Here is a 20,450-nt window from a genome sequence, read left to right on the forward strand (position 1 = left end):
CTCAGGCTCCCATCCACACAAAACGCACCAGTGCAAACAGCACCAGCGCCAGCGTCGAGGCCAGCCACATCATCCGGATGGCTCGCCCGATGTCATCCACGTCGATGGCGCGGGTGTCATCGCCAATCCAGGGTTTGTCGACACGTTGGCCGAAGTAGTCATTTGGCCCGCCAAGGCGCACGCCGAGCGCCCCCGCCACGGTGCCTTCTGGCCAGGCGCAGTTCGGGCTGCTGTGATTGTTCCGATCACGAAAACCAATACGCAACGCGGCGCGGGCATTCTGGCGGCAGCAGCAGGCGGCGACGCTCAGCAGCAGCCAGCTCAGGCGTGCCGGGATAAAATTGGCGACATCATCCAGCCGGGCGCTGACCATGCCGATGGCGCGGTACTTTTCATGTTTGTAGCCGACCATCGAATCCAGCGTATTGACCGCTTTATAGGCTATCGCCAGCGGCGCGCCGCCGAGCAGTAAAAAGAAAAGCGGGGCAATCACTCCATCGACGGTGTTCTCGGCGACCGTTTCCACCACCGCGCGGGTGATTTGCGGCGGCTGCAACTGGCGGGTATCGCGCCCGACGATCCATGAGAGTTTTTCGCGGCTTTGCGCCAGAAGCCCTTCGCGCAGCGGTTTTTCCACTTCCCGCGCCATGTCCGCCAGACAGCGGGTGGCGAGCGTGGTGAAAATCATCCACACCTCAACGCACCAGCCGAGCCACGGGTGAATGGCGTTCGCCAGCGCCAGCACGCCCCAGGCCAGACTCCAGCTCACGCCGACCACCACCAGCCACATCACACCGCCGCCCACGCGCAGCGCGTTATCGCTATGGCAGCAGCGCCGCACGATGCTTTGCAGCAGGTTGATCAGCGCGCCAATCCAGCGTACCGGATGCGGCCAGTGCGGCGGGTCGCCCAGCAACCGATCGAGTAAAAAAGCCACAGCCCAGGCAAGCAGCGTCATTGCGCGCTCCATGCGGCGGCAAACCAGTGGTTGAGCATTTGCGGGCGTTGGGCGAAGTGCAGATGCAGGTAGCTGGCGAACGTGTTGCCAACCTGCCAGCCGCCCTGCCAGCGTTTGAGTACTTCGCCGTCGCGGGTTTTATGGCAGTCAAGCACCGCCGCCGTTTGCGCGGTGAAATCCGAGTAGTGAAATTCATGACCGCGCAGGGTTTCACCCGCCGCCGCCAGTAAGGTCTGCTGCGTGGCGCGGGCTTCGCAGTAGCCAAAGCGGGTCAGTTTGCTGCCCATCACGCTAAGACCGGGGATCACATTCGCCATTGGCCACTCCTCGCCGTCCGCATCACGCAGCGCGGTGCCAAGATACATCAGCCCGCCGCACTCGGCGTAGATCGCCACACCACGCCGATGCGCCCCGCGGATAGCCTCCAGCATCGGGGTATTTTCTGATAACGCCCGCGCATGCAGCTCCGGGTAACCGCCGCCCAGCCACAGCATCTGGCATTCCGGCAACTGGCGATCCCGCAGCGGGCTAAAGCGCACAATGCGCACACCTGCACGCTCCAGTAAATCGAGGTTATCGGGGTAGTAAAAATTGAAGGCTTCATCAAAGGCTAATGCCAGCGTCAGCCCTGCAACGACATTCGGCAACGGCGGCATTTGCCCTGCGGGAAGGGTCGTGACCTGGCTGAGCGTCAGCAGTTGGTCGATATCAAGGGTTTGCTCCAGACGCCCGGCAAAATCGTGCCACGGCCGCGCTTCCTCCACTGATTCACGGGCGGTCACCAGCCCGAGATGGCGCTCCGGCAACGCAACGCCGGGCGTGGTCGGGACATAGCCCAGCACCGGGAGCGCGCAATAGCGTTCAATGGCGTGTTTAAGTAGCTGAAAATGGCTGTCGCTGTTGACCCGGTTCACGATAACGCCGGCAATCGGCAGTTGCGGATCAAAGTGCTGAAAACCCATCACCGTGGCGGCAATGGAGGTCGACACCGCTTTGCCATCAACGAGTAAAATCACCGCAACACCGAGCTGTTTTGCCAGCGCGGCGCTGCTGCAATAATCCGGGTCGGTGCCATAGCCGTCGTACAATCCCATCACCCCTTCAATAACCGCGACATCGCATGCGGCAGCATGATCGCTAAAGAGCGCGTTTAGCGTGGGTTCCGGCAGCATAAAGCTGTCGAGATTGTGGGAGGCAACGCCAGAAACGGCGCTGTGCCAGGCGGTATCGAGATAATCCGGACCAACTTTGAATGGCTGAACACGTAAGCCACGGCGCTTAAAAACAGTGAGCAGCCCCAGCGTGACGGTGGTTTTTCCACAGCCGCTGCCGGTTCCGGCAAGGAGAAAGGCGCTGCGCCGGTTTGACATTCCTGACACCCCATTACGGGCGGAAAGCTGAAGTCAGGCGCGCGTTTGCCCGGTCTTGCGACCGTTCGCTTCTGAGCAACCCACTTCCCACCGAAGTTGTTGATAATGGCCCATCAGGTCGGTCTTCTGGCTTAGCATCATCCTCACCCGTCCTTCCCGATCTGGCGATCAGTGGTGTTTTCGGGGTTGTCAGCATCACAGCAGCGGGGGCTGCGGGGGATTTTCACCCCCTTCCCAGCCGCGCAAAAAGCGGCGGCAAAACCTGTTGGCTTATTGCGTCACGGCGCGAAAACAGGGTTCGCGCTCTCATGACATTTCCCCAAAGCGCACTGAATTGCCGCAGGGAAATAAAACTGAAGCAGTTTATCGTCGCGTAAACACGAGTTTGTTGCGCTATGACAATGTATTGCGTGCCCGTTTTTATCAACACCTGATTTATTCAGCTTTCGCCAACCGATCTTTAGCGCTGGAAACTTCATGCGTAATTCAACACCGTCTCAGGCGGTAAAAAAATACCGGCGCAGCCGGGTGATAGCGCTGACGGAAAAGGCTGTGCACTATCGATCCTGCGAAAATCCTTACCTGCCGAAGGTAAAAGCCATCTGCGAGTGCAATAACAGGGTATGCTTCGTGCCCTGATGGATATATACCGGCAGTGGTTAACGCTGGCATTCGCGCGGATGAAGTGACACTATCCGGTTTTATTTTTAAGGGGAAGCACCGTGGCGCAGGCAGCATGTCCCGCATCCTGCGGCGAAATTATCCAGGGCTGGATCCTCGGCGGCGAAAAGCTGGTCTCCTGCCCGGTGGCGTGGTACAGCCACGTCGAAGTCACCACCGGTACGCCGCTTGCCAATGAACGCCCGCTCACCCGCGCGATGCTCAGGCAACTGCTGGCGCACTGGCAACTCCCCGCATCCCTCTCATCGACCCTGCGTATCGACTGCCACTCGACGATTCCGGTGGCGAAAGGCATGGCCAGCAGCACCGCCGATATTGCGGCGACAGCCGTGGCGGCGGCCCGGCACCTCAATCAATCATTGGATGAAGAGACGCTGGCGCAACTTTGCGTGGCGCTGGAGCCGACCGACAGCACCCTGTTTTCAGGCCTGACGCTGTTTGACCACAACACGGCGGCAACGCGCATTCCCTGTGGCGCGCTGCCGCCCACCGAGATCCTGCTACTGGAAAGCCCGCTGACGCTGACGACCGCAGATTATCACCGGATGGCGCGCCAGCAGGCGCTGCTGGACAATGCGAAAAACCTGGACAGCGCGTGGCAAATGCTACAGCGCGCGTGCGCGCAAAAAGATGCCGCACTGCTCGGCGAAGCCGCAACGCTCAGCGCGATAGCCAGCCAGGCGCTATTGCCGAAACCTGCGTTCACTACCCTGCTCAACCTGGTGGAGCAGTTCGGTTTATACGGTCTGAACGTGGCGCACAGCGGGAGCGTGGTGGGTTTGTTTCTGGATTCGGCACGTCACGATGTGGAGGCGGTTTGCCGGTTTTTAGCGAAGAGAGAACTGGCGGCGCACTGGCCGAAAAATTATTTATTGAAGATGGTGGCGGGCGGCGTGAAAGAAGGGTGAGAGGCGAACCTCTCACCGCGAGGCATTATTCGGTTTTCGTTTCAGCCGGCTTCAGTTCGCCCATGGTTTTCAGCTTTTTGGAGATGTCGCGACGCTCTTTCGACAGCTCGGCGTTTTTGATGATGTAATCATCTACGCGATCTTCGTAGTCGGTTTTCATGCTGGCGATAATGCCCTGAATGGCTTCAACGCTCATGCCCGGTTTGATGTAATCGCTGAGGTTATCCAGCAGCAGTACGCGCTTCTGGTTATCACGGATCTTCTTCTCAACGTCCTGAATTTCACGCTGCAACTTGTTTTTGCGGCGGAACAGACGCACAAACTCCAGAACGTCCTGGAACGAAGGCTTGGTTGTTTCCATTTTTACACCCCTGATAATGTGAGATTCGGATTCGTTAACGCAACAAGCTTAGAGGCAAACCTACCCAAAGCGGTTGCATATGACAATAATTTTTCCTTTTCCCTATCATAACCACAAATCCAGCTGAATCGAAACAACCAGACTGTGTACAGCGGCTATTTGCCGCTTATTTGCGCAATGCCCGGCAGATCAAATGCGATAACAATTCCAGCTGGCGCGCCAGCTCCAGGCTTAACCAGACATAACCATGAATCGAGGTTTCGGCCAGTGCATCCCCCTGATGCGCGCGGCTTAACTGGCGTAACTCGGTGACAATCTCATTGAGCTTTTCCGTGTTTGCCAGAATCGGCTGCGGGTTGCCTTCATACAACGCGTGGGCAATGGTCAGCAACGTCTGCTGCGTCATCTGCTGCGTTTCACGCAAAGTATTCGCATTGATCATGACAAAATGGCTGGCGCGCGAGCTCCAGTGGGCGTTGATCTGCAACTCCAGCATGCACACCAAATTACGGCTGACGGTCTGGATAGCTTCAAAAATCGCTTTCTGGATATGGGTTTCTTTACTGGCTGGCGTGATTAAGCCGCGCATTTTTACCACGTCATTAAGAATTTTTTGCAGGTGCTTTTCCAGACGCGGCCGCTCCACCAGGTTGCGGGACAAACCCGCCTGATAGACCCGGTTAAACGCCGTGACATAATTCGCCATCTGAATGCGCCAGTGCAAAAACGCCCGCTGCGGCCAGATGCCGGTGAACAACATGGCCAGCAGCGAGCCAATGATCACATCGCCACTGCGCCACAGCGCCGTATGCATATCCCCGGTCGGCGCGCCAACTACCACCGAGAGCGTCACGCCGATAATCAGCGCCTGATAAGGTTTTTTACCGAGTGCCAGCCAGCCGCATATAAACATCGCAACGGCACACCACACCAGCATCAGCGACAAAGAAATCAGCTCCAGCCTTAACGCTACCAGCCCCAGTGCGGCCCCGAAGATAGTGCCGCCGATACGTTCGAAAGCGCGCGGTACTACATTCCCCCAAAAGGAAATTGGCCCCATCAGCACCACCAGCGTTATTAATGGCCAGGTGCCTTCCGGCACATCCAGCAGGCGGATCAGCAGGAAAGTCAGCACAAAGGCCAGAGCAATGCGCACGCCGTGAACGACGCGATAATGGCGGTAAAGACGAATTTCAAAAGGGCTGAGTGATTTGTCGCGGCGCACGGCCGTTCTCCGGGCTAGTAGTAAAAAGAGGCGCAATTGTAGGATTTTTCAGTGGCAGAGATCACCTTTTAAAACAAAAAAGAGACGCCAGTTTGATCCTGACGTCCCTTTGCGTGCGTTTACAGCTTACAGCGCTTTCGACTCCACCGGAATATACATCTCAATCTCCCAGTAACCGTCGCGCTGCCCGTCGTTGCGATAGATTTCGAAACAGGGTCCGGACGAAATTTGTAATGCCTGATCGGCGAGCAACTCATCGAAAAAGAGATCCCAGTTTGCTGCAAACTCTTCGTTGTAAACCCGCGCCTGCGCCACCGCGTACTGGCCGCCCGGAACCTCAGTGGTCATCACCCCTTCGCTGTTGGCTGGCACCTGAAACGCAGCGTCAACGGTGATTGCCACATCCGCCCGCAATTTTTCTGCGGGTACTTCATCCGGGTTGTCGTAATAAACGCAAATCCACTCCAGCGGCTGGATCTGCTTGTTATCAACCCACATCGACAGCTGTGCAAATCCCTGTTTAACTTTCTCGTCCCACGGCCCGACCAGATGAAACCCGGCGATACGGCGTTTTTCACACTGCTTGACTGTGTAGCTCATACTAACTCCCTTAGCGTTACTGTTCGAACATACAGTATAACGGGCAGGCCTGCGCCTGCCATCTGCAACCGCTCAATTATGCGAGCAACTTCGCATGCCTTCCAGCCGACGCCTGACGGTGTCAGCCTTTGTGGTGGAAGTAATCACTAAGACGCGAGAACAAGCCGCCTTTGCAGACGCTATCCAGCGTGACCAGCGGCCAGTGCGCGATCACTTTATCGCGGTCATAAAGCTGGATTTCCCCCACGCGCTGATGTGCTGCCAGCGGCGCATCCAGCTCCTTGCTGTCCAGTACATATTTGGCTTTTACGTTTTGCAGTTCCGCTTTCGGCAGCACCAGCCAGTAATCCCGATCGGTGCCAACATCAACCTGCTCTTTATCGCCGTACCACACGCGCTCACTTCCGACTTTTTTACCGTTACGCAAAATTTCCACGGTATTAAAGTTCTGCTGGCCCCAGTGCAGCAGCTTACGAGCCTGCTCTTCACGCCCTTTCGGGCTGTCGGCGCCCATTACCACCGCAATCAGGCGACGTTCTCCGTCCACGCTTGAGGCTATCAGGTTAAAACCTGCGCCAGACGTATGGCCGGTTTTCAGCCCGTCAACATTCAGCGTCTTATCCCAGAGTAAACCGTTGCGGTTTTGCTGGGTAATGCCGTTCCACGTCAGGCTTTTTTCACTGTACATATGGTAGAAATCCGGCTCGCCATGAATGATGGCGCGCGAGAGCACCGCCAGGTCATACGCCGAGCTGTGCTGACCCGGTGCATCCAGCCCGTGTACGGTTTCAAAATGGGTATCACGCAGATTTAGCTTCTGGACGTAATCATTCATCATGGCGACAAACTGCGGCTGCCCGCCCGCCACGTGATCCGCCAGCGCCACGCAGGCATCGTTACCGGAATCAACAATCAAACCGCGGCTCAAATCACGCACCGTCAGGCGATCGCCCGGTTTGAGGAACATCAGTGAAGAACCATCGAACACCGGGTTTCCTTTTGCCCAGGCATCTTTTCCAACAGTGACGACATCATCAGCGCTGATGCGGTGGCTATCGATGGCGCGGTCAACCACGTAGCCGGTCATCAGTTTGGTCAGGCTCGCCGGGTTACGTTGCTGATGTTCATTGCCCGCCGTTAAGATTTGCCCGGTGGTGTAGTCCATCAATACCCAGGAGCCTGCCTGAATTACCGGGGGCTGAGGGGCAAAAGGTAAGTCGTCGGCGTAAGCGTGGTTAACGCAAACCGCCAGCAAAGAAGCAGCAAACAAACGGCGTTTCAATGAAATATCCTCAATGGCATCTAAAATCGTCGTTCTTTGTACGGAACTTCGTGTGTCGTTACCTGGTTAAATTGCAAAAAAGTGTGACATGGATCGATTTCAAGCGTCTGTTTTTGCGAAGGTCTGCGGAAGAATGACCGGTTTTCCTTCGGCACACGCGACAGGATGGTTTACCATAGAGCGCATATTTACTGACAGGATGAGCATCTGGTGTCTGATTCCGCCGCAACGCCCACTTTTCTCTTTCACGATTACGAAACTTTCGGTACCAGCCCGGCGCTGGATCGCCCGGCGCAGTTCGCCGCGATTCGCACCGACGCGGATTTCAACATTATTGGCGAGCCGGAAGTCTTCTATTGCAAACCGGCGGACGACTATCTGCCGCAGCCGGAAGCGGTGCTGATAACCGGTATCACCCCGCAAATTGCCCGCGCTAAAGGCGAGAACGAAGCAGCTTTCGCCAAACGTATTCACGATCTGTTCACCGTGCCGAACACTTGTGTGCTCGGTTACAACAATGTGCGTTTTGACGACGAAGTGACGCGCAATATTTTCTACCGCAACTTCTACGATCCTTACGCCTGGAGCTGGCAGAACCATAATTCACGCTGGGATTTGCTGGACGTTATGCGCGCCTGCTACGCCCTGCGCCCGGACGGGATTAACTGGCCGGAAAATGAAGACGGTCTGCCCAGTTTCCGCCTTGAGCACCTGACAAAAGCCAACGGCATTGAACACGCCAACGCCCACGATGCAATGGCGGATGTTTACGCCACTATCGCCATGGCGCAACTGGTGAAAGCGAAGCAGCCGAAGCTGTTCGACTACCTGTTCAGCCATCGTCACAAGCAGAAGCTGGCGACGCTGATCGATGTGCCGCAAATGAAACCGCTGGTGCATGTCTCCGGGATGTTTGGTGCCTGGCGCGGTAACACCAGTTGGGTGGCACCTCTGGCCTGGCACCCGGAAAACCGCAACGCGGTAATTATGGTGGATCTGGCGGGAGACATGTCACCGCTGCTGGAACTGGATACCGATGCGCTGCGCGAAAGGCTGTATACACCGAAAGCGGAACTCGGCGATAGCGCGGCGGTGCCCGTGAAACTGGTGCATCTGAATAAGTGCCCGATCCTGGCGCAGGCCAATACGCTGCGCCCGCAGGACGCCGGGCGGCTGGGCATTAACCGCCAGCAGTGCCTGGATAATCTGCAAATTCTGCGCGATAACCCGCAGGTGCGCGAGAAAGTGCTGGCGATTTTCGCCGAGGCGGAACCGTTTGTCCCTTCTGAGAACGTGGACGCACAAATCTACAACGGCTTTTTCAGCGATGCCGACCGCGCCGCGATGAAAATTTTGCTGGAAACCGAGCCGCGCAACCTGCCCGCGCTGGACATCACCTTTGCCGATGCGCGCATTGAAAAACTGCTGTTTAACTACCGGGCGCGTAACTTCCCCGGCACGCTGGATGAGCACGAACAGCAGCGCTGGCTTACGCATCGCCGCAATGTCTTCACTCCCGAGTTTTTGCAGCAATACGCCGAAACGCTGCAGGCGCTGTTCCAGCAATATGAAGGCGATAGTGAAAAGCAGGCGCTGTTGAAAGCGCTGTGGCAGTACGCCGAAGAGATTGTCTGAGAGAGCCCTCCCGCTAACGGGAGGGCATCGGCTTACGCTTTACGCTTTCTGCACGGTAATACTCCAGGCGGCGTCGCCAACCTGTTGGTAATCCGTAATGGTGTGGCCCTCTTCCGCCGCCCATTGTGGGATAGCTTCCGTCGCCTGGGTGCAGTCGAACTCAATAATCAATTCATCGCCGCGGGCCATCTCCGCCAGCGCCGCTTTTGCTTCTATCAGAGGAAACGGGCAAACCTGCGTTACCACGTCCAGTTTTTTTACAGCCATAACAGCTCCTGTAAGTTAAGCCGCAGCCGCCGCCAGTTTCGCTTTGCGCTGCGGACGGACATATAAAAACCATGACGCCGTCCATACGCCAAGGATCATAAATACCAGCCCGACCCAGCCCTGCCAGGTCATCATCGCGGTCATTACCAGACCATTACCAATCGAACAACCGCCAGCCATACTGGCTCCCACACCCATCAGCAGGCCACCAAACCCGCTACGCAGCGTGGTTTGCGCATCCGCCGCGCGTACGCGAAACTCGCGGCTGGCTTTCGCGGCAATAAACGACCCCAGGAAAATCCCCAGCACCAGGAAGACGCCCCAGTTGAGGAACTTACTCTGCCCCGCCACCAGAAACTGCAAAATGTTGGCGGTGGGTGAGGTAATGCCGAGGCCAAACATACGGCCAGTCGCTTCACTAAGCGGCCAGGCCAGCAGTGCGATAAGACCGATAAGTACCGCAGTGACAAAAGGATGCCAGCGCTTTTCAAACAACAGATGTGCAAGCCCGGTGCGACGCGGCGGTAATGACGCAATCTTCAGCTTCGGCTTACGCAGCTCTCTGGCAACTGCCCACAGCGTGACGGCAAGCAGCAGGGCGATAAAGGGCCAGACAGAGACACCGAAAGTTTCGGCAATCGAGTTATGTTCGGTGCTGTAGGTTTTCAGCAACCCATTAATGCCGTCTGCATGTGGGGAACGCATAACCGCGCTCATTACCATATAGGTAAACAGCGCAATCCAGCTCCCGATCAGCCCTTCCCCTGCACGGTACCAGGTGCCTGTCGCGCAACCGCCAGCATAGACAATCCCCAGTCCGAAAATGTACCCGCCAACAACAGTGCCAAGCCACGGGAACGTCCCGGCATTGTATTGCAGCACTCCGCTCTGGATTAAGGCAAAGACACCCACGCTTTGAATGGCGATGGCAATCAACAGGGCATAAAACATCCGGTTATTTTTGGCGATATACATATCGCGAAATCCGCCGGTCAGGCAGAAGCGCCCGCGCTGCATCACAAACCCCAGCAGTGCGCCGCAAATCAATCCACTCAATATCATTGAAAACATAACGGTAGCTACGTCAGAAAAACCAGATCGTGAATTTTCCACGCGCAGCTTGGACGGAACCAATAACGAAATTATCTAACTTAGTTCGCCGGGTTATTAATAGGGAGGTAACAGATATAAAAAAAGCCGGAGACAAGGCTCCGGCTGAGTAGATATGCAGAAGAAAATTTACTGCGCGATATCTTCGTACTGCGGGACTGGATTGCGGAAGCTGCGCGTCACGCACGCCAGGTAAACCAGGCCGATACCGCCCCAGATAAGCCCCAGGATCATCGAGCTTTGCTCAAGGTTGATCCACAGAGCGCCAACCGTCAGCGCACCGCACACTGGCAGCAGCAGATAGTTGAAATGGTCTTTCAGCGTCTTGTTGCGTTTTTCGCGGATCCAGAACTGGGAGATCACCGACAAGTTAACGAAGGTGAACGCCACCAGCGCACCAAAGTTGATCAGCGCCGTGGCCGTGACCAGGTCAAAACGGATCGCCAGCAGCGCAATTGCGCCAACCAACAGCACGTTCCACGCCGGAGTGCGCCATTTCGGATGGATATAACCGAAGAAACGGGTCGGGAATACGCCATCGCGTCCCATCACGTACATCAGACGGGAAACGCCCGCATGCGCGGCCATACCGGACGCCAGCACGGTCACGCTGGAGAAAATCAGCACGCCCCACTGGAATGTTTTACCCGCAACGTACAGCATGATTTCCGGCTGAGAAGCATCCGGCTCTTTAAAGCGGGAGATGTCCGGGAAGTAAAGTTGCAGGAAGTAAGAGGCCCCGATAAATACCATGCCGCCGATCAGCGCAGTCAGGAAGATGGCGCGCGGGATCACACGCTCAGCATCTTTGGTCTCTTCGGAAAGAGAAGAGATACCGTCAAAGCCGAGGAACGAGAAGCACAGGATAGTCGCGCCAGTGATCATCGGCACGACATGGGCGCCTTCAGACCAGAACGGGCGGGAACTTACCAGCGTGCCAGCACCTTCGCCGTGGGAAACGCCGTAGATGATCAAACCAACGATGACGGCGACAATCCCCATTTGCAGGATAACGATCAGGGTGTTGAAGTTCGCCACGGTTTTGATGCTGCGCAGGTTGGAGACCGTCATAAAGGCCACCAGCGCCACCACGAAAATCCACGACGGCACCGAAGGCACCAGCGCTTCAAAGTAAATTTTCGCCAGCAGAATGTTGATCATCGGCATGAACAGATAGTCCAGCAGCGACGACCAGCCCACCATAAAGCCGACGGCCGGGGAGATGGATTTCTGAGCGTAGGTATACGCAGAGCCAGCAGACGGGAAGCGGCGTACCAGCTTACCGTAGCTCAGCGCAGTAAAGAGGATAGCGACCAACGCAAAGGCATACGCGGTTGCCACATGGCCATCGGTCAGGCCAGAGACGATACCAAACGTATCGAACAGCGTCATTGGCTGCATATAGGCCAGGCCCATCATTACAACCGGAATCAACGTAAGCGTTTTACGTAATTCCACGCGAGAGGTTTTTGGAGTAACGTTATGCGTCATGGCGATTCTCCTGTACGGCGAGTGCCGGCGCAAAAGCAAAAAATTGCCCCATTTGTGTTATTTCCTCAGCGACAACGACTGTCGGTTTTTAAATGTGTATCTATCCGGTACGAAGCCCGGCCTCTTTTATTGAATGACGTTTGTGCCTGCAAAAAAAATAACCGACGGATTAACGTCGGCTAGTCTCTTCATTTTTTTGCAGCGGCGTATTTTGCACCATCCTGAAGCAGGATGACAATACGGTAAGGCCTACCCTGCACCGTTTATGCATCTAAATGCTTGAATTTTAGGCTATCGCTGAATTATTAAACATTTTAATAGCACTAATTGCTAAAAAAATTACGCCAGCGGCATCTGAGCCGGATCCGGATAAAGATAGTCAAAGCCCAGTTCATTGCAAATACGGCTGCCGTCTATGATTTTTCCCTTCTCATCATCGCTACGCGACGCAGTGAAGGTGGGCGGCGTAAGGCCAAGCTGTCGCGCCATTGCCGTGTAGAAACTTTCGCGCGACGGATGTCCCGGCGCGCAAAGATTATAGATGTGTCCGCCTTTCGGTGCCTGCAGCAACAAAGTAATTGCAGCGATAACATCTTCGAGATGCACCAGATTAACGCCGTGCTGGCCGTTAGGCGCGGTTTTTCCGGCCAGAAAGCGCCCCGGATGGCGCGCCGGTCCCACCAGCCCTGCCAGGCGTAAAATATCCACCGATGTGCCAGGCAAATTATGCAGCCAATCTTCCAGCTCTTTCAGCACCCGTCCGCTTGCGGTGACAGGCTGGCGCGGCGTGGTTTCTTTGATGACACCGGGCGCATCGCCATAAACAGAGGTGGAACTGGTAAAAATAATACGCGGTATGCGATAAGCCAGCGCGCTGTCGACAATCTCCTGCATCGCTTGCAGATAGAACTCTTCGCCGGGGCCGCTGCGGCGCGCCGGGAGGGTGATAACTAACGCATCGACCTGCATCAGCGCATCCAGATCCGCCGATTCGCAGACTAATTCTGGTTCAAGGTTGAGCACATAACTTTCGATGCCGCACATACGCGCCGCCTCGACGCCATCCTGGCTGGTTTTACTGCCGGTAACTTGCCAACCTCGCGCTGTTAATGACAGTGCCAGCGGCATTCCCAGCCATCCTAATCCGATAATCGCGACCTTTTTCATGCCTCTCCCCTGCACTCTCGCTTCCACCTGTTTAAGGCTACGCCAGCCAGTGATAACTGACAATTCATACAACGAATATGAAATGATTTAATGATAAAAAAAAGCCCTTGCCTTCGGCGACCAAAGTGGTTTACGTTAACTGACAACTTATGAATAAACATTCATCGAGAATTTTATGACCCGCGTTCAATTTAAACACCACCATCATCACCATCATCCTGACTAGTCTTTCAGGCGATGTGTGCTGGAAGACGTTTGGATCTTCCAGTGGTGCATGAACGCAGAGAAAGCCCCCGGAAGATCTTCTTCCGGGGGCTTTTTTTTGAACCAAATTCAGCAGGATAAAAGAGGACAACAGAATGTTAGACAACTCGCGTTTACGCATAGCTATTCAGAAATCCGGCCGCCTGAGCGATGATTCACGCGAACTACTGGCCCGCTGCGGGATTAAAATTAACCTGCACACCCAGCGCCTGATCGCCCTGGCGGAAAATATGCCGATTGATATTCTGCGCGTACGCGATGATGACATTCCGGGCCTTGTGATGGACGGTGTCGTTGATTTGGGCATCATCGGCGAAAACGTGCTGGAAGAAGAGTTGCTGACCCGCCGCGCGCAGGGTGAAGATCCGCGCTATTTCACCCTGCGTCGCCTCGATTTCGGCGGCTGCCGCCTGTCGCTGGCAACGCCAGTGGATGAAAGCTGGAGCGGGCCGCAAGCGCTGGATGGTAAACGTATCGCCACCTCTTATCCGCACCTGTTAAAACGCTATCTCGATCAGAAAGGCGTCTCTTTTAAATCTTGTCTGTTAAATGGTTCTGTTGAAGTCGCCCCGCGTGCAGGTCTGGCGGATGCGATTTGCGATCTGGTTTCGACCGGCGCGACACTCGAAGCTAATGGCCTGCGCGAAGTGGAAGTGATTTACCGCTCCAAAGCCTGCCTGATCCAGCGCGACGGTGAAATGACCGACGCCAAACAGCAACTTATCGACAAACTGCTGACCCGTATTCAGGGTGTTATCCAGGCGCGCGAATCGAAATACATCATGATGCACGCGCCAAGCGAGCGTCTGGAAGAGGTCGTTGCCCTGCTGCCTGGCGCTGAACGCCCCACCATTCTGCCGCTGGCGGGCGATCAACAGCGTGTGGCAATGCACATGGTCAGCAGCGAAACCCTGTTCTGGGAAACCATGGAAAAACTGAAGGCGCTGGGAGCAAGTTCCATTCTGGTGCTGCCGATTGAGAAGATGATGGAGTAATGCCATGAGCTTCAATACCGTAATCGACTGGAATAGCTGTAGTGAAGCGCAGCAACGCGACTTGCTGATGCGCCCGGCGATCTCTGCTTCTGATAGCATCACGCGTACCGTGGTTGAGATTCTGGATAACGTGAAAGCGCGCGGGGATGACGCCCTGCGTGAATACAGCGCCAGGTTCGACAAGACTCAGGTCGACGCGCTGAAAGTCACCGAACAGGAAATTGCTGATGCCAGCGCGCGCCTGGGTGACGATATCAAGCAAGCGATGGCCGTGGCGGTGAAAAATATCGATACCTTCCACACCGCGCAGAAGCTGCAAACGGTGGATGTTGAAACCCTGCCAGGCGTGCGTTGCCAGCAGGTTACCCGCCCTATCGCCTCGGTTGGCCTGTATATTCCCGGTGGCTCCGCGCCGCTGTTTTCAACCGTATTAATGCTGGCCACACCGGCGCGTATTGCCGGTTGCCAGAAAGTGGTGCTCTGCTCACCGCCGCCGATTGCCGACGAAATTCTCTATGCCGCTAAGCTGTGCGGCGTGCAGGCGATCTTTAAAGTGGGTGGCGCGCAGGCGATTGCCGCGCTGGCCTTTGGCACCGAATCGATCGCGAAGGTCGATAAAATTTTTGGCCCAGGAAATGCCTTTGTGACCGAAGCCAAACGCCAGGTCAGCCAGCGTCTGGACGGTGCGGCGATTGACATGCCCGCCGGTCCTTCTGAAGTGCTGGTGATTGCCGACAGCGGCGCAACGCCAGATTTTGTCGCCTCCGATCTGCTTTCGCAGGCGGAACACGGCCCGGACTCGCAGGTGATCCTGCTGACGCCGGACAGCGAAATGGCCACCCGTGTAGCCGAGGCGGTTGAACGCCAGCTTGCGGAGCTGCCTCGCGCCGAAACCGCTCGCCAGGCACTCTCTGCCAGCCGCCTGATTGTGACGCGCGACTTAGCGCAGTGCGTGGCGATTTCCAACCAATACGGGCCGGAGCACCTGATCATTCAGACTCGCGACGCCCGTTCGCTGGTGGAGAGCATCACCAGCGCGGGCTCGGTGTTTCTCGGTGACTGGTCGCCGGAATCCGCAGGCGATTACGCCTCCGGCACCAACCACGTGCTGCCAACTTATGGGTATACCGCCACCTGTTCCAGCCTGGGTCTGGCCGATTTCCAGAAACGTATGACGGTGCAGGAACTCTCCCGGGAAGGTTTTGCGCAGCTTGCCAGTACCATTGAAACGCTGGCGGCGGCAGAACGCCTGACCGCTCACAAAAACGCCGTCACGTTGCGCATTAACGCATTAAAGGAGCAAGCATGAGCATTGAAGAACTGGCGCGTAAAAACGTGCGCGAACTGACGCCCTATCAGTCGGCTCGCCGTCTTGGCGGTAAAGGTGACGTCTGGCTGAATGCCAATGAGTTCCCGACAGCGGTTCCTTTTGAACTGACACAGCAAACATTAAATCGTTACCCGGAGTGCCAGCCGAAAGCGGTTATCGAAAGTTATGCGCAGTATGCGGGCGTAAAACCGGAGCAAGTGCTGGTCAGCCGTGGCGCAGATGAAGGGATTGAACTGCTAATCCGCGCGTTTTGTGAACCGGGTAAAGACGCGGTACTGTTCTGCCCGCCGACCTACGGCATGTACAGCGTCAGCGCCGAAACGCTGGGCGTGGAATACCGTACCGTTCCGGCCCTTGCCGACTGGCAACTGGATCTGCAAGGCATCGCCGACAAACTGGATGGCGTCAAAATTATTTATGTTTGCAGCCCGAATAACCCCACCGGGCAGATTATCAATCCGCAAGATTTCCGCGTCTTGCTCGAAATGACGCGCGGCAAAGCCATTGTTGTGGCGGATGAAGCGTATATTGAGTTTTGCCCGCAGGCCACGCTGGCGGGCTGGCTCAGTGAATACCCGAATCTGGTGGTACTGCGTACGCTTTCTAAAGCGTTTGCGCTGGCTGGCCTGCGTTGCGGTTTTACCCTTGCTAATGAAGAGGTTATCGCGCTGCTGTTAAAAGTGATTGCCCCCTACCCGCTCTCCACGCCGGTGGCAGATATTGCCGCGCAAGCGCTCAGCCCGCAGGGGATTGTCGCGATGCGCGAGCGGGTGGCGCAGATTCTGGTTGAACGCCAGTATCTGGTTACCGCACTACGGGATATTCCCTGTGTGGAGCAGGTGTTTGACTCAGAGACCAACTATATTCTTGTGCGCCTGACCGCTTCCAGCGCAGTGTTTAAATCTTTGTGGGATCAAGGCATTATCCTGAGAGACCAGAACAAACAACCTTCTTTAAGCGGCTGCCTGCGTATCACCATTGGCACCCGTGCAGAGAGCCAGCGCGTCATTGACGCCTTACGTGCGGAGCCAGTATGAGCCAGAAGTACCTGTTTATTGACCGTGACGGAACCCTGATTACCGAGCCGCCTACCGATTATCAGGTGGATAAATTCGACAAGCTGGCCTTTGAGCCAAATGTGATCCCGGTACTGCTGAAACTGCAAAAAGCGGGCTACAAACTGGTGATGATCACCAACCAGGACGGTCTGGGCACCAGCAGTTTCCCGCAGGCGGATTTTGATGGCCCGCATAACCTGATGATGCAGGTCTTTACTTCGCAGGGTATTGCGTTTGAAGAGGTGCTGATTTGCCCGCATTTTGCAGATGATGAGTGCGACTGCCGTAAGCCGAAAGTGAAACTGGTGGAACGCTGGCTGGCGGAAGACGCGCTCGATCGCATGAACAGCTATGTGATTGGCGATCGCACTACTGACATTGAGCTGGCGAACAACATGTCGATTGGCGGTTTGCGATACAACCCTGAAACGCTGAACTGGGCGATGATTGGTGAGCAACTGACGCGCCGCGACCGTTATGCGCACGTTGAACGCAACACCCGTGAGACACAGATTGATGTCAAAGTGTGGCTGGATCGCGAAGGCGGTAGCAAGATCCACACCGGCGTCGGTTTCTTCGACCATATGCTTGATCAGATTGCGACACATGGCGGTTTTCGGATGGAAATTGTGGTGAAAGGCGATCTCTATATTGACGATCACCACACGGTCGAAGATACCGGACTGGCGCTGGGTGAAGCGCTAAAACTGGCGCTCGGCGACAAACGTGGTATTAACCGTTTTGGCTTTGTGTTGCCGATGGACGAATGTCTGGCTCGCTGTGCGCTGGACATCTCCGGCCGTCCGCACCTCGAATATAAAGCGGAATTTGCCTACCAGCGCGTGGGCGATTTGAGCACCGAAATGGTCGAGCACTTCTTCCGCTCGCTCTCTTACACCATGGCGGTGACGCTGCATCTCAAAACCAAAGGCAAAAACGACCACCACCGCGTGGAAAGTTTATTTAAAGCATTTGGCCGCACGCTGCGCCAGGCGATCCGCGTGGAAGGCGATACGCTCCCCTCATCAAAAGGAGTGCTGTGATGAATGTGGTGATCCTCGATACCGGCTGCGCCAATCTGAACTCGGTGAAATCCGCCGTCTCGCGCCACGGTTACGAGCCGCAAGTCAGCCGCGACCCGGATGTGGTGCTGCGCGCAGACAAACTGTTTTTACCCGGTGTCGGAACCGCGCAGGCGGCGATGGATCAGCTGCGCGAGCGAGACCTGATCGAACTGGTGAAAGCCTGTACGCAGCCGGTGCTCGGCATCTGCCTGGGAATGCAACTGCTTGGGCGCTTTAGCGAAGAGACCCACGGCGTCGATTTGTTGGGCATCATTGAACAGGATGTGCCGAAGATGAAAGACGCTGGCCTGCCGCTGCCGCATATGGGCTGGAACCAGGTTTACGCAAAAGCCGGCAACCGTCTGTTCCAGGGCATCGAGGATGGCGCTTATTTCTACTTTGTGCACAGCTACGCCATGCCGGTGAATGCGTACACCATTGCCCGTTGCGATTACGGCGAGCCGTTTACCGCTGCGGTGCAGAAAGACAATTTTTACGGTGTGCAGTTTCACCCGGAACGTTCCGGCCGCGCAGGTGCGCAACTGCTGAAAAACTTCCTGGAGATGTGATGATTATTCCAGCTTTAGATTTAATTGACGGCACCGTCGTACGTCTTCATCAGGGCGACTACGCGCAGCAGCGCGATTATGGCAACGACCCGCTGCCACGCTTGCAGGATTACGCCGCTCAGGGCGCGCAGGTGCTGCACCTCGTCGATTTAACCGGTGCGAAAGATCCGGCGAAACGCCAGATCCCGTTGCTGAAAACGCTGGTTGCCGGGGTGAACGTTCCGGTACAGGTGGGCGGCGGTGTACGCACGGAAGAGGACGTCGCCGCCCTGCTCTCGGCCGGTGTTGCCCGCGTGGTCATCGGCTCGACGGCGGTAAAATCGCCTGAGGTAGTGAAAGGCTGGTTTGCACGTTTTGGCGCAGACAAGCTGGTGCTGGCGCTGGATGTGCGCATCGATGAACAGGGCACTAAGCAGGTCGCGGTGAGCGGCTGGCAGGAGAACTCCGGTGTGACGCTGGAAGCGCTGGTGGAAACCTATCTTGCTGTTGGCCTGAAGCATGTATTGTGCACCGACATCTCGCGAGACGGCACGCTCGCGGGCTCGAACGTTGCGTTGTATGAAGAGATTTGCGCTCGCTGGCCGCAGGTAGCGTTTCAGTCTTCCGGCGGTATTGGCGGTTTAAATGATATTGCCGCCCTGCGCGGTACTGGCGTGCGAGGCGTGATTGTCGGACGGGCGCTGCTGGAAGGTAAATTCACGGTGAAGGAGGCCATTCAATGCTGGCAAAACGGATAATCCCTTGTCTTGACGTGCGTGATGGCCAGGTGGTGAAAGGCGTACAGTTTCGTAATCACGAAATTATTGGCGACATTGTGCCGCTGGCAAAACGCTACGCCGAAGAAGGCGCGGACGAGCTGGTGTTCTACGATATCACCGCCTCAAGCGATGGCCGCGTAGTGGATAAGAGCTGGGTAACACGCGTGGCGGAAGTGATTGATATTCCTTTCTGTGTGGCAGGTGGGATTAAGTCTGCTGACGATGCGGCGAAAATTCTCTCGTTCGGTGCAGATAAAATTTCGATTAACTCCCCTGCACTGGCCGATCCGGAATTAATCACACGGCTGGCCGATCGCTTTGGCGTACAGTGCATTGTGGTCGGTATCGACACCTGGTTTGACGCCGAAACGGGCAAATATCACGTTAATCAGTACACCGGTGATGAGAGCCGGACCCGGGTCACGCAATGGGAAACGCTGGACTGGGTGCAGGAAGTGCAAAAGCGCGGCGCCGGGGAGATCGTGCTGAACATGATGAACCAGGATGGCGTGCGCAATGGCTACGACCTTGAACAACTGAAGAAAGTGCGCGCGGTGTGCCACGTGCCGCTGATTGCTTCTGGTGGCGCGGGCACCATGGAACATTTTCTGGAAGCCTTCCGCGATGCGAACGTTGACGGCGCGCTGGCAGCTTCTGTGTTTCACAAGCAGATTATCAATATTGGTGAATTAAAAACGTACCTGGCAGACCAGGGCGTGGAGATCAGGGTATGTTAACAGAGCAACAACTGGCCCAACTGGACTGGGAAAAAACCGACGGACTGCTGCCCGCCGTGGTGCAACATGCGGTTTCCGGCGAAGTGCTGATGCTGGGTTACATGAACAAAGCGGCGCTGGCTAAAACGCAGGAAAGCGGCAAAGTGACTTTTTTCTCCCGCACTAAAGGGCGTTTATGGACCAAAGGTGAAACCTCGGGTCATTTCCTTAACGTAGTGAAGATAGCGCCTGATTGCGACAACGACACATTGCTGGTCCTGGTTAACCCAATCGGCCCAACCTGCCACACGGGAACATCCAGCTGCTTTGGCGATACCAGTCACCAGTGGTTGTTCCTCTACCAGTTAGAAGAGTTGCTCGCCGCGCGTAAGACGGCCGACCCGGCAAGTTCTTACACCGCCAAACTTTACGCCAGCGGTACTAAACGTATCGCGCAGAAAGTGGGCGAAGAAGGAGTAGAAACGGCACTGGCGGCAACCGTGAACGACCGCGAAGAGCTGACTAACGAAGCCTCTGACCTGATGTATCACCTGCTGGTACTGTTACAGGATCAGCAGCTTGATTTAACGACCGTGATTGAGAATTTACGCAAGCGGCATAAATAACGGGCGTAAAAAAAC

21 protein-coding genes, 1 riboswitch and 1 other annotated feature are annotated in these 20,450 nt (G+C 55.9%); of the genes, 11 read left to right on the forward strand and 10 right to left on the reverse strand.

What is annotated here, in order from left to right:
• Position 1: 1 nt before the first annotated feature.
• On the reverse strand, positions 2 to 958 hold the full coding sequence (gene cbiB / locus RT644_RS07410; RefSeq protein ID WP_313626279.1) for an adenosylcobinamide-phosphate synthase CbiB: 957 nt from the start codon (positions 956 to 958) through the stop codon (positions 2 to 4).
• Positions 955 to 2,328: a cobyrinate a,c-diamide synthase gene (locus RT644_RS07415; RefSeq protein WP_313626280.1), complete on the reverse strand. Its 1,374-nt coding sequence runs from the start codon at positions 2,326 to 2,328 to the stop codon at positions 955 to 957. Before RT644_RS07415 ends, cbiB begins: the two co-directional genes overlap by 4 nt.
• Before the next feature lie 98 nt (positions 2,329 to 2,426).
• Positions 2,427 to 2,609: riboswitch (cobalamin riboswitch) on the reverse strand.
• 441 nt (positions 2,610 to 3,050) lie between these two features.
• On the opposite strand from RT644_RS07415, the gene RT644_RS07420 reads away from it, so the two are divergent.
• Entirely contained in the window at positions 3,051 to 3,917 is an 867-nt protein-coding gene (locus RT644_RS07420; RefSeq protein ID WP_045510620.1) for a GHMP kinase, read from the forward strand.
• Between the two features lie 25 nt (positions 3,918 to 3,942).
• Here the strand turns inward: RT644_RS07420 and RT644_RS07425 are convergent, their stop codons facing one another.
• From RT644_RS07425 to dacD, 4 genes are all read right to left on the reverse strand, one after another.
• The gene (locus RT644_RS07425; RefSeq protein WP_020454262.1) at positions 3,943 to 4,278 is read right to left on the reverse strand and encodes a DUF496 family protein; all 336 of its coding nucleotides are present in this window, start codon (positions 4,276 to 4,278) and stop codon (positions 3,943 to 3,945) included.
• Between the two features lie 166 nt (positions 4,279 to 4,444).
• Positions 4,445 to 5,503: an FUSC family protein gene (locus RT644_RS07430; RefSeq protein WP_045510623.1), complete on the reverse strand. Its 1,059-nt coding sequence runs from the start codon at positions 5,501 to 5,503 to the stop codon at positions 4,445 to 4,447.
• 126 nt (positions 5,504 to 5,629) lie between these two features.
• The gene (sbmC, locus tag RT644_RS07435; RefSeq protein WP_313626281.1) at positions 5,630 to 6,103 is read right to left on the reverse strand and encodes a DNA gyrase inhibitor SbmC; all 474 of its coding nucleotides are present in this window, start codon (positions 6,101 to 6,103) and stop codon (positions 5,630 to 5,632) included.
• Positions 6,104 to 6,224: 121 nt separating this feature from the next.
• Positions 6,225 to 7,385: a serine-type D-Ala-D-Ala carboxypeptidase DacD gene (dacD, locus tag RT644_RS07440; RefSeq protein WP_313626282.1), complete on the reverse strand. Its 1,161-nt coding sequence runs from the start codon at positions 7,383 to 7,385 to the stop codon at positions 6,225 to 6,227.
• Between the two features lie 210 nt (positions 7,386 to 7,595).
• Between dacD and sbcB the strand changes: the two genes are divergently transcribed.
• On the forward strand, positions 7,596 to 9,020 hold the full coding sequence (gene sbcB / locus RT644_RS07445; protein WP_097405691.1) for an exodeoxyribonuclease I: 1,425 nt from the start codon (positions 7,596 to 7,598) through the stop codon (positions 9,018 to 9,020).
• Between the two features lie 39 nt (positions 9,021 to 9,059).
• Here the strand turns inward: sbcB and tsuB are convergent, their stop codons facing one another.
• From tsuB to RT644_RS07465, 4 genes are all read right to left on the reverse strand, one after another.
• Positions 9,060 to 9,287 carry a thiosulfate utilization sulfurtransferase TsuB/YeeD gene (gene tsuB, locus RT644_RS07450; protein ID WP_020454267.1) on the reverse strand — a complete coding sequence of 76 codons (228 nt, stop codon included), beginning with the start codon at positions 9,285 to 9,287 and terminating at the stop codon, positions 9,060 to 9,062.
• Between the two features lie 15 nt (positions 9,288 to 9,302).
• On the reverse strand, positions 9,303 to 10,358 hold the full coding sequence (gene tsuA / locus RT644_RS07455) for a thiosulfate utilization transporter TsuA/YeeE (protein WP_045510820.1): 1,056 nt from the start codon (positions 10,356 to 10,358) through the stop codon (positions 9,303 to 9,305).
• Between the two features lie 168 nt (positions 10,359 to 10,526).
• A complete protein-coding gene (locus RT644_RS07460) occupies positions 10,527 to 11,888 on the reverse strand; it encodes an APC family permease (protein ID WP_045510632.1) in 1,362 nt (453 codons plus the stop codon).
• A 339-nt stretch (positions 11,889 to 12,227) separates the two neighbouring features.
• On the reverse strand, positions 12,228 to 13,055 hold the full coding sequence (locus RT644_RS07465; RefSeq protein ID WP_045510635.1) for an SDR family oxidoreductase: 828 nt from the start codon (positions 13,053 to 13,055) through the stop codon (positions 12,228 to 12,230).
• Between the two features lie 175 nt (positions 13,056 to 13,230).
• Between RT644_RS07465 and hisL the strand changes: the two genes are divergently transcribed.
• The 9 genes from hisL to hisIE all read left to right on the forward strand — a co-directional run bounded on the left by hisL (position 13,231) and on the right by hisIE (position 20,435).
• Complete coding sequence (hisL, locus tag RT644_RS07470; RefSeq protein ID WP_001364200.1) at positions 13,231 to 13,281, forward strand: his operon leader peptide; 51 nt, start codon at positions 13,231 to 13,233, stop codon at positions 13,279 to 13,281.
• Positions 13,257 to 13,379: a sequence feature (His leader region), on the forward strand. (Overlaps the previous gene by 25 nt.)
• Positions 13,380 to 13,414: 35 nt before the next feature.
• On the forward strand, positions 13,415 to 14,314 hold the full coding sequence (gene hisG, locus RT644_RS07475; RefSeq protein ID WP_020454271.1) for an ATP phosphoribosyltransferase: 900 nt from the start codon (positions 13,415 to 13,417) through the stop codon (positions 14,312 to 14,314).
• 4 nt (positions 14,315 to 14,318) lie between these two features.
• Positions 14,319 to 15,623 carry a histidinol dehydrogenase gene (gene hisD / locus RT644_RS07480; protein ID WP_313626283.1) on the forward strand — a complete coding sequence of 435 codons (1,305 nt, stop codon included), beginning with the start codon at positions 14,319 to 14,321 and terminating at the stop codon, positions 15,621 to 15,623.
• Positions 15,620 to 16,681, forward strand: a complete 1,062-nt coding sequence (gene hisC, locus RT644_RS07485; RefSeq protein ID WP_097405689.1) for a histidinol-phosphate transaminase — start codon at positions 15,620 to 15,622, stop codon at positions 16,679 to 16,681. The genes hisD and hisC overlap by 4 nt, the downstream gene beginning before the upstream one ends.
• On the forward strand, positions 16,678 to 17,745 hold the full coding sequence (hisB, locus tag RT644_RS07490) for a bifunctional histidinol-phosphatase/imidazoleglycerol-phosphate dehydratase HisB (RefSeq protein ID WP_313626284.1): 1,068 nt from the start codon (positions 16,678 to 16,680) through the stop codon (positions 17,743 to 17,745). Before hisC ends, hisB begins: the two co-directional genes overlap by 4 nt.
• On the forward strand, positions 17,745 to 18,335 hold the full coding sequence (gene hisH, locus RT644_RS07495; protein WP_269230725.1) for an imidazole glycerol phosphate synthase subunit HisH: 591 nt from the start codon (positions 17,745 to 17,747) through the stop codon (positions 18,333 to 18,335). The genes hisB and hisH overlap by 1 nt, the downstream gene beginning before the upstream one ends.
• Positions 18,335 to 19,072, forward strand: a complete 738-nt coding sequence (gene hisA / locus RT644_RS07500) for a 1-(5-phosphoribosyl)-5-[(5-phosphoribosylamino)methylideneamino]imidazole-4-carboxamide isomerase (protein ID WP_249881379.1) — start codon at positions 18,335 to 18,337, stop codon at positions 19,070 to 19,072. The genes hisH and hisA overlap by 1 nt, the downstream gene beginning before the upstream one ends.
• Complete coding sequence (hisF, locus tag RT644_RS07505; protein WP_313626285.1) at positions 19,054 to 19,830, forward strand: imidazole glycerol phosphate synthase subunit HisF; 777 nt, start codon at positions 19,054 to 19,056, stop codon at positions 19,828 to 19,830. Before hisA ends, hisF begins: the two co-directional genes overlap by 19 nt.
• Complete coding sequence (gene hisIE, locus RT644_RS07510; protein WP_097405685.1) at positions 19,824 to 20,435, forward strand: bifunctional phosphoribosyl-AMP cyclohydrolase/phosphoribosyl-ATP diphosphatase HisIE; 612 nt, start codon at positions 19,824 to 19,826, stop codon at positions 20,433 to 20,435. The genes hisF and hisIE overlap by 7 nt, the downstream gene beginning before the upstream one ends.
• The last annotated feature ends 15 nt before the right edge of the window (positions 20,436 to 20,450 follow it).

Origin of the sequence: Kosakonia sp. (assembly GCF_032104925.1) — a bacterium.
Classification (GTDB): domain Bacteria; phylum Pseudomonadota; class Gammaproteobacteria; order Enterobacterales; family Enterobacteriaceae; genus Kosakonia.

What these genes read in the sequence shown, in the direction of transcription:
- hisF (WP_313626285.1), top strand. Translation starts at nt 19,054, where the DNA reads ATGCTGGCAAAACGGATAATCCCTTGTCTTGACGTGCGTGATGGCCAG.
- sbmC (WP_313626281.1), bottom strand. Translation starts at nt 6,103, where the DNA reads ATGAGCTACACAGTCAAGCAGTGTGAAAAACGCCGTATCGCCGGGTTT.
- RT644_RS07465 (WP_045510635.1), bottom strand. Translation starts at nt 13,055, where the DNA reads ATGAAAAAGGTCGCGATTATCGGATTAGGATGGCTGGGAATGCCGCTG.
- hisB (WP_313626284.1), top strand. Translation starts at nt 16,678, where the DNA reads ATGAGCCAGAAGTACCTGTTTATTGACCGTGACGGAACCCTGATTACC.
- tsuB (WP_020454267.1), bottom strand. Translation starts at nt 9,287, where the DNA reads ATGGCTGTAAAAAAACTGGACGTGGTAACGCAGGTTTGCCCGTTTCCT.
- tsuA (WP_045510820.1), bottom strand. Translation starts at nt 10,358, where the DNA reads ATGTTTTCAATGATATTGAGTGGATTGATTTGCGGCGCACTGCTGGGG.
- RT644_RS07425 (WP_020454262.1), bottom strand. Translation starts at nt 4,278, where the DNA reads ATGGAAACAACCAAGCCTTCGTTCCAGGACGTTCTGGAGTTTGTGCGT.
- hisH (WP_269230725.1), top strand. Translation starts at nt 17,745, where the DNA reads ATGAATGTGGTGATCCTCGATACCGGCTGCGCCAATCTGAACTCGGTG.
- RT644_RS07415 (WP_313626280.1), bottom strand. Translation starts at nt 2,328, where the DNA reads ATGTCAAACCGGCGCAGCGCCTTTCTCCTTGCCGGAACCGGCAGCGGC.
- hisA (WP_249881379.1), top strand. Translation starts at nt 18,335, where the DNA reads ATGATTATTCCAGCTTTAGATTTAATTGACGGCACCGTCGTACGTCTT.
- hisIE (WP_097405685.1), top strand. Translation starts at nt 19,824, where the DNA reads ATGTTAACAGAGCAACAACTGGCCCAACTGGACTGGGAAAAAACCGAC.
- hisC (WP_097405689.1), top strand. Translation starts at nt 15,620, where the DNA reads ATGAGCATTGAAGAACTGGCGCGTAAAAACGTGCGCGAACTGACGCCC.
- hisD (WP_313626283.1), top strand. Translation starts at nt 14,319, where the DNA reads ATGAGCTTCAATACCGTAATCGACTGGAATAGCTGTAGTGAAGCGCAG.
- hisG (WP_020454271.1), top strand. Translation starts at nt 13,415, where the DNA reads ATGTTAGACAACTCGCGTTTACGCATAGCTATTCAGAAATCCGGCCGC.
- RT644_RS07460 (WP_045510632.1), bottom strand. Translation starts at nt 11,888, where the DNA reads ATGACGCATAACGTTACTCCAAAAACCTCTCGCGTGGAATTACGTAAA.
- cbiB (WP_313626279.1), bottom strand. Translation starts at nt 958, where the DNA reads ATGACGCTGCTTGCCTGGGCTGTGGCTTTTTTACTCGATCGGTTGCTG.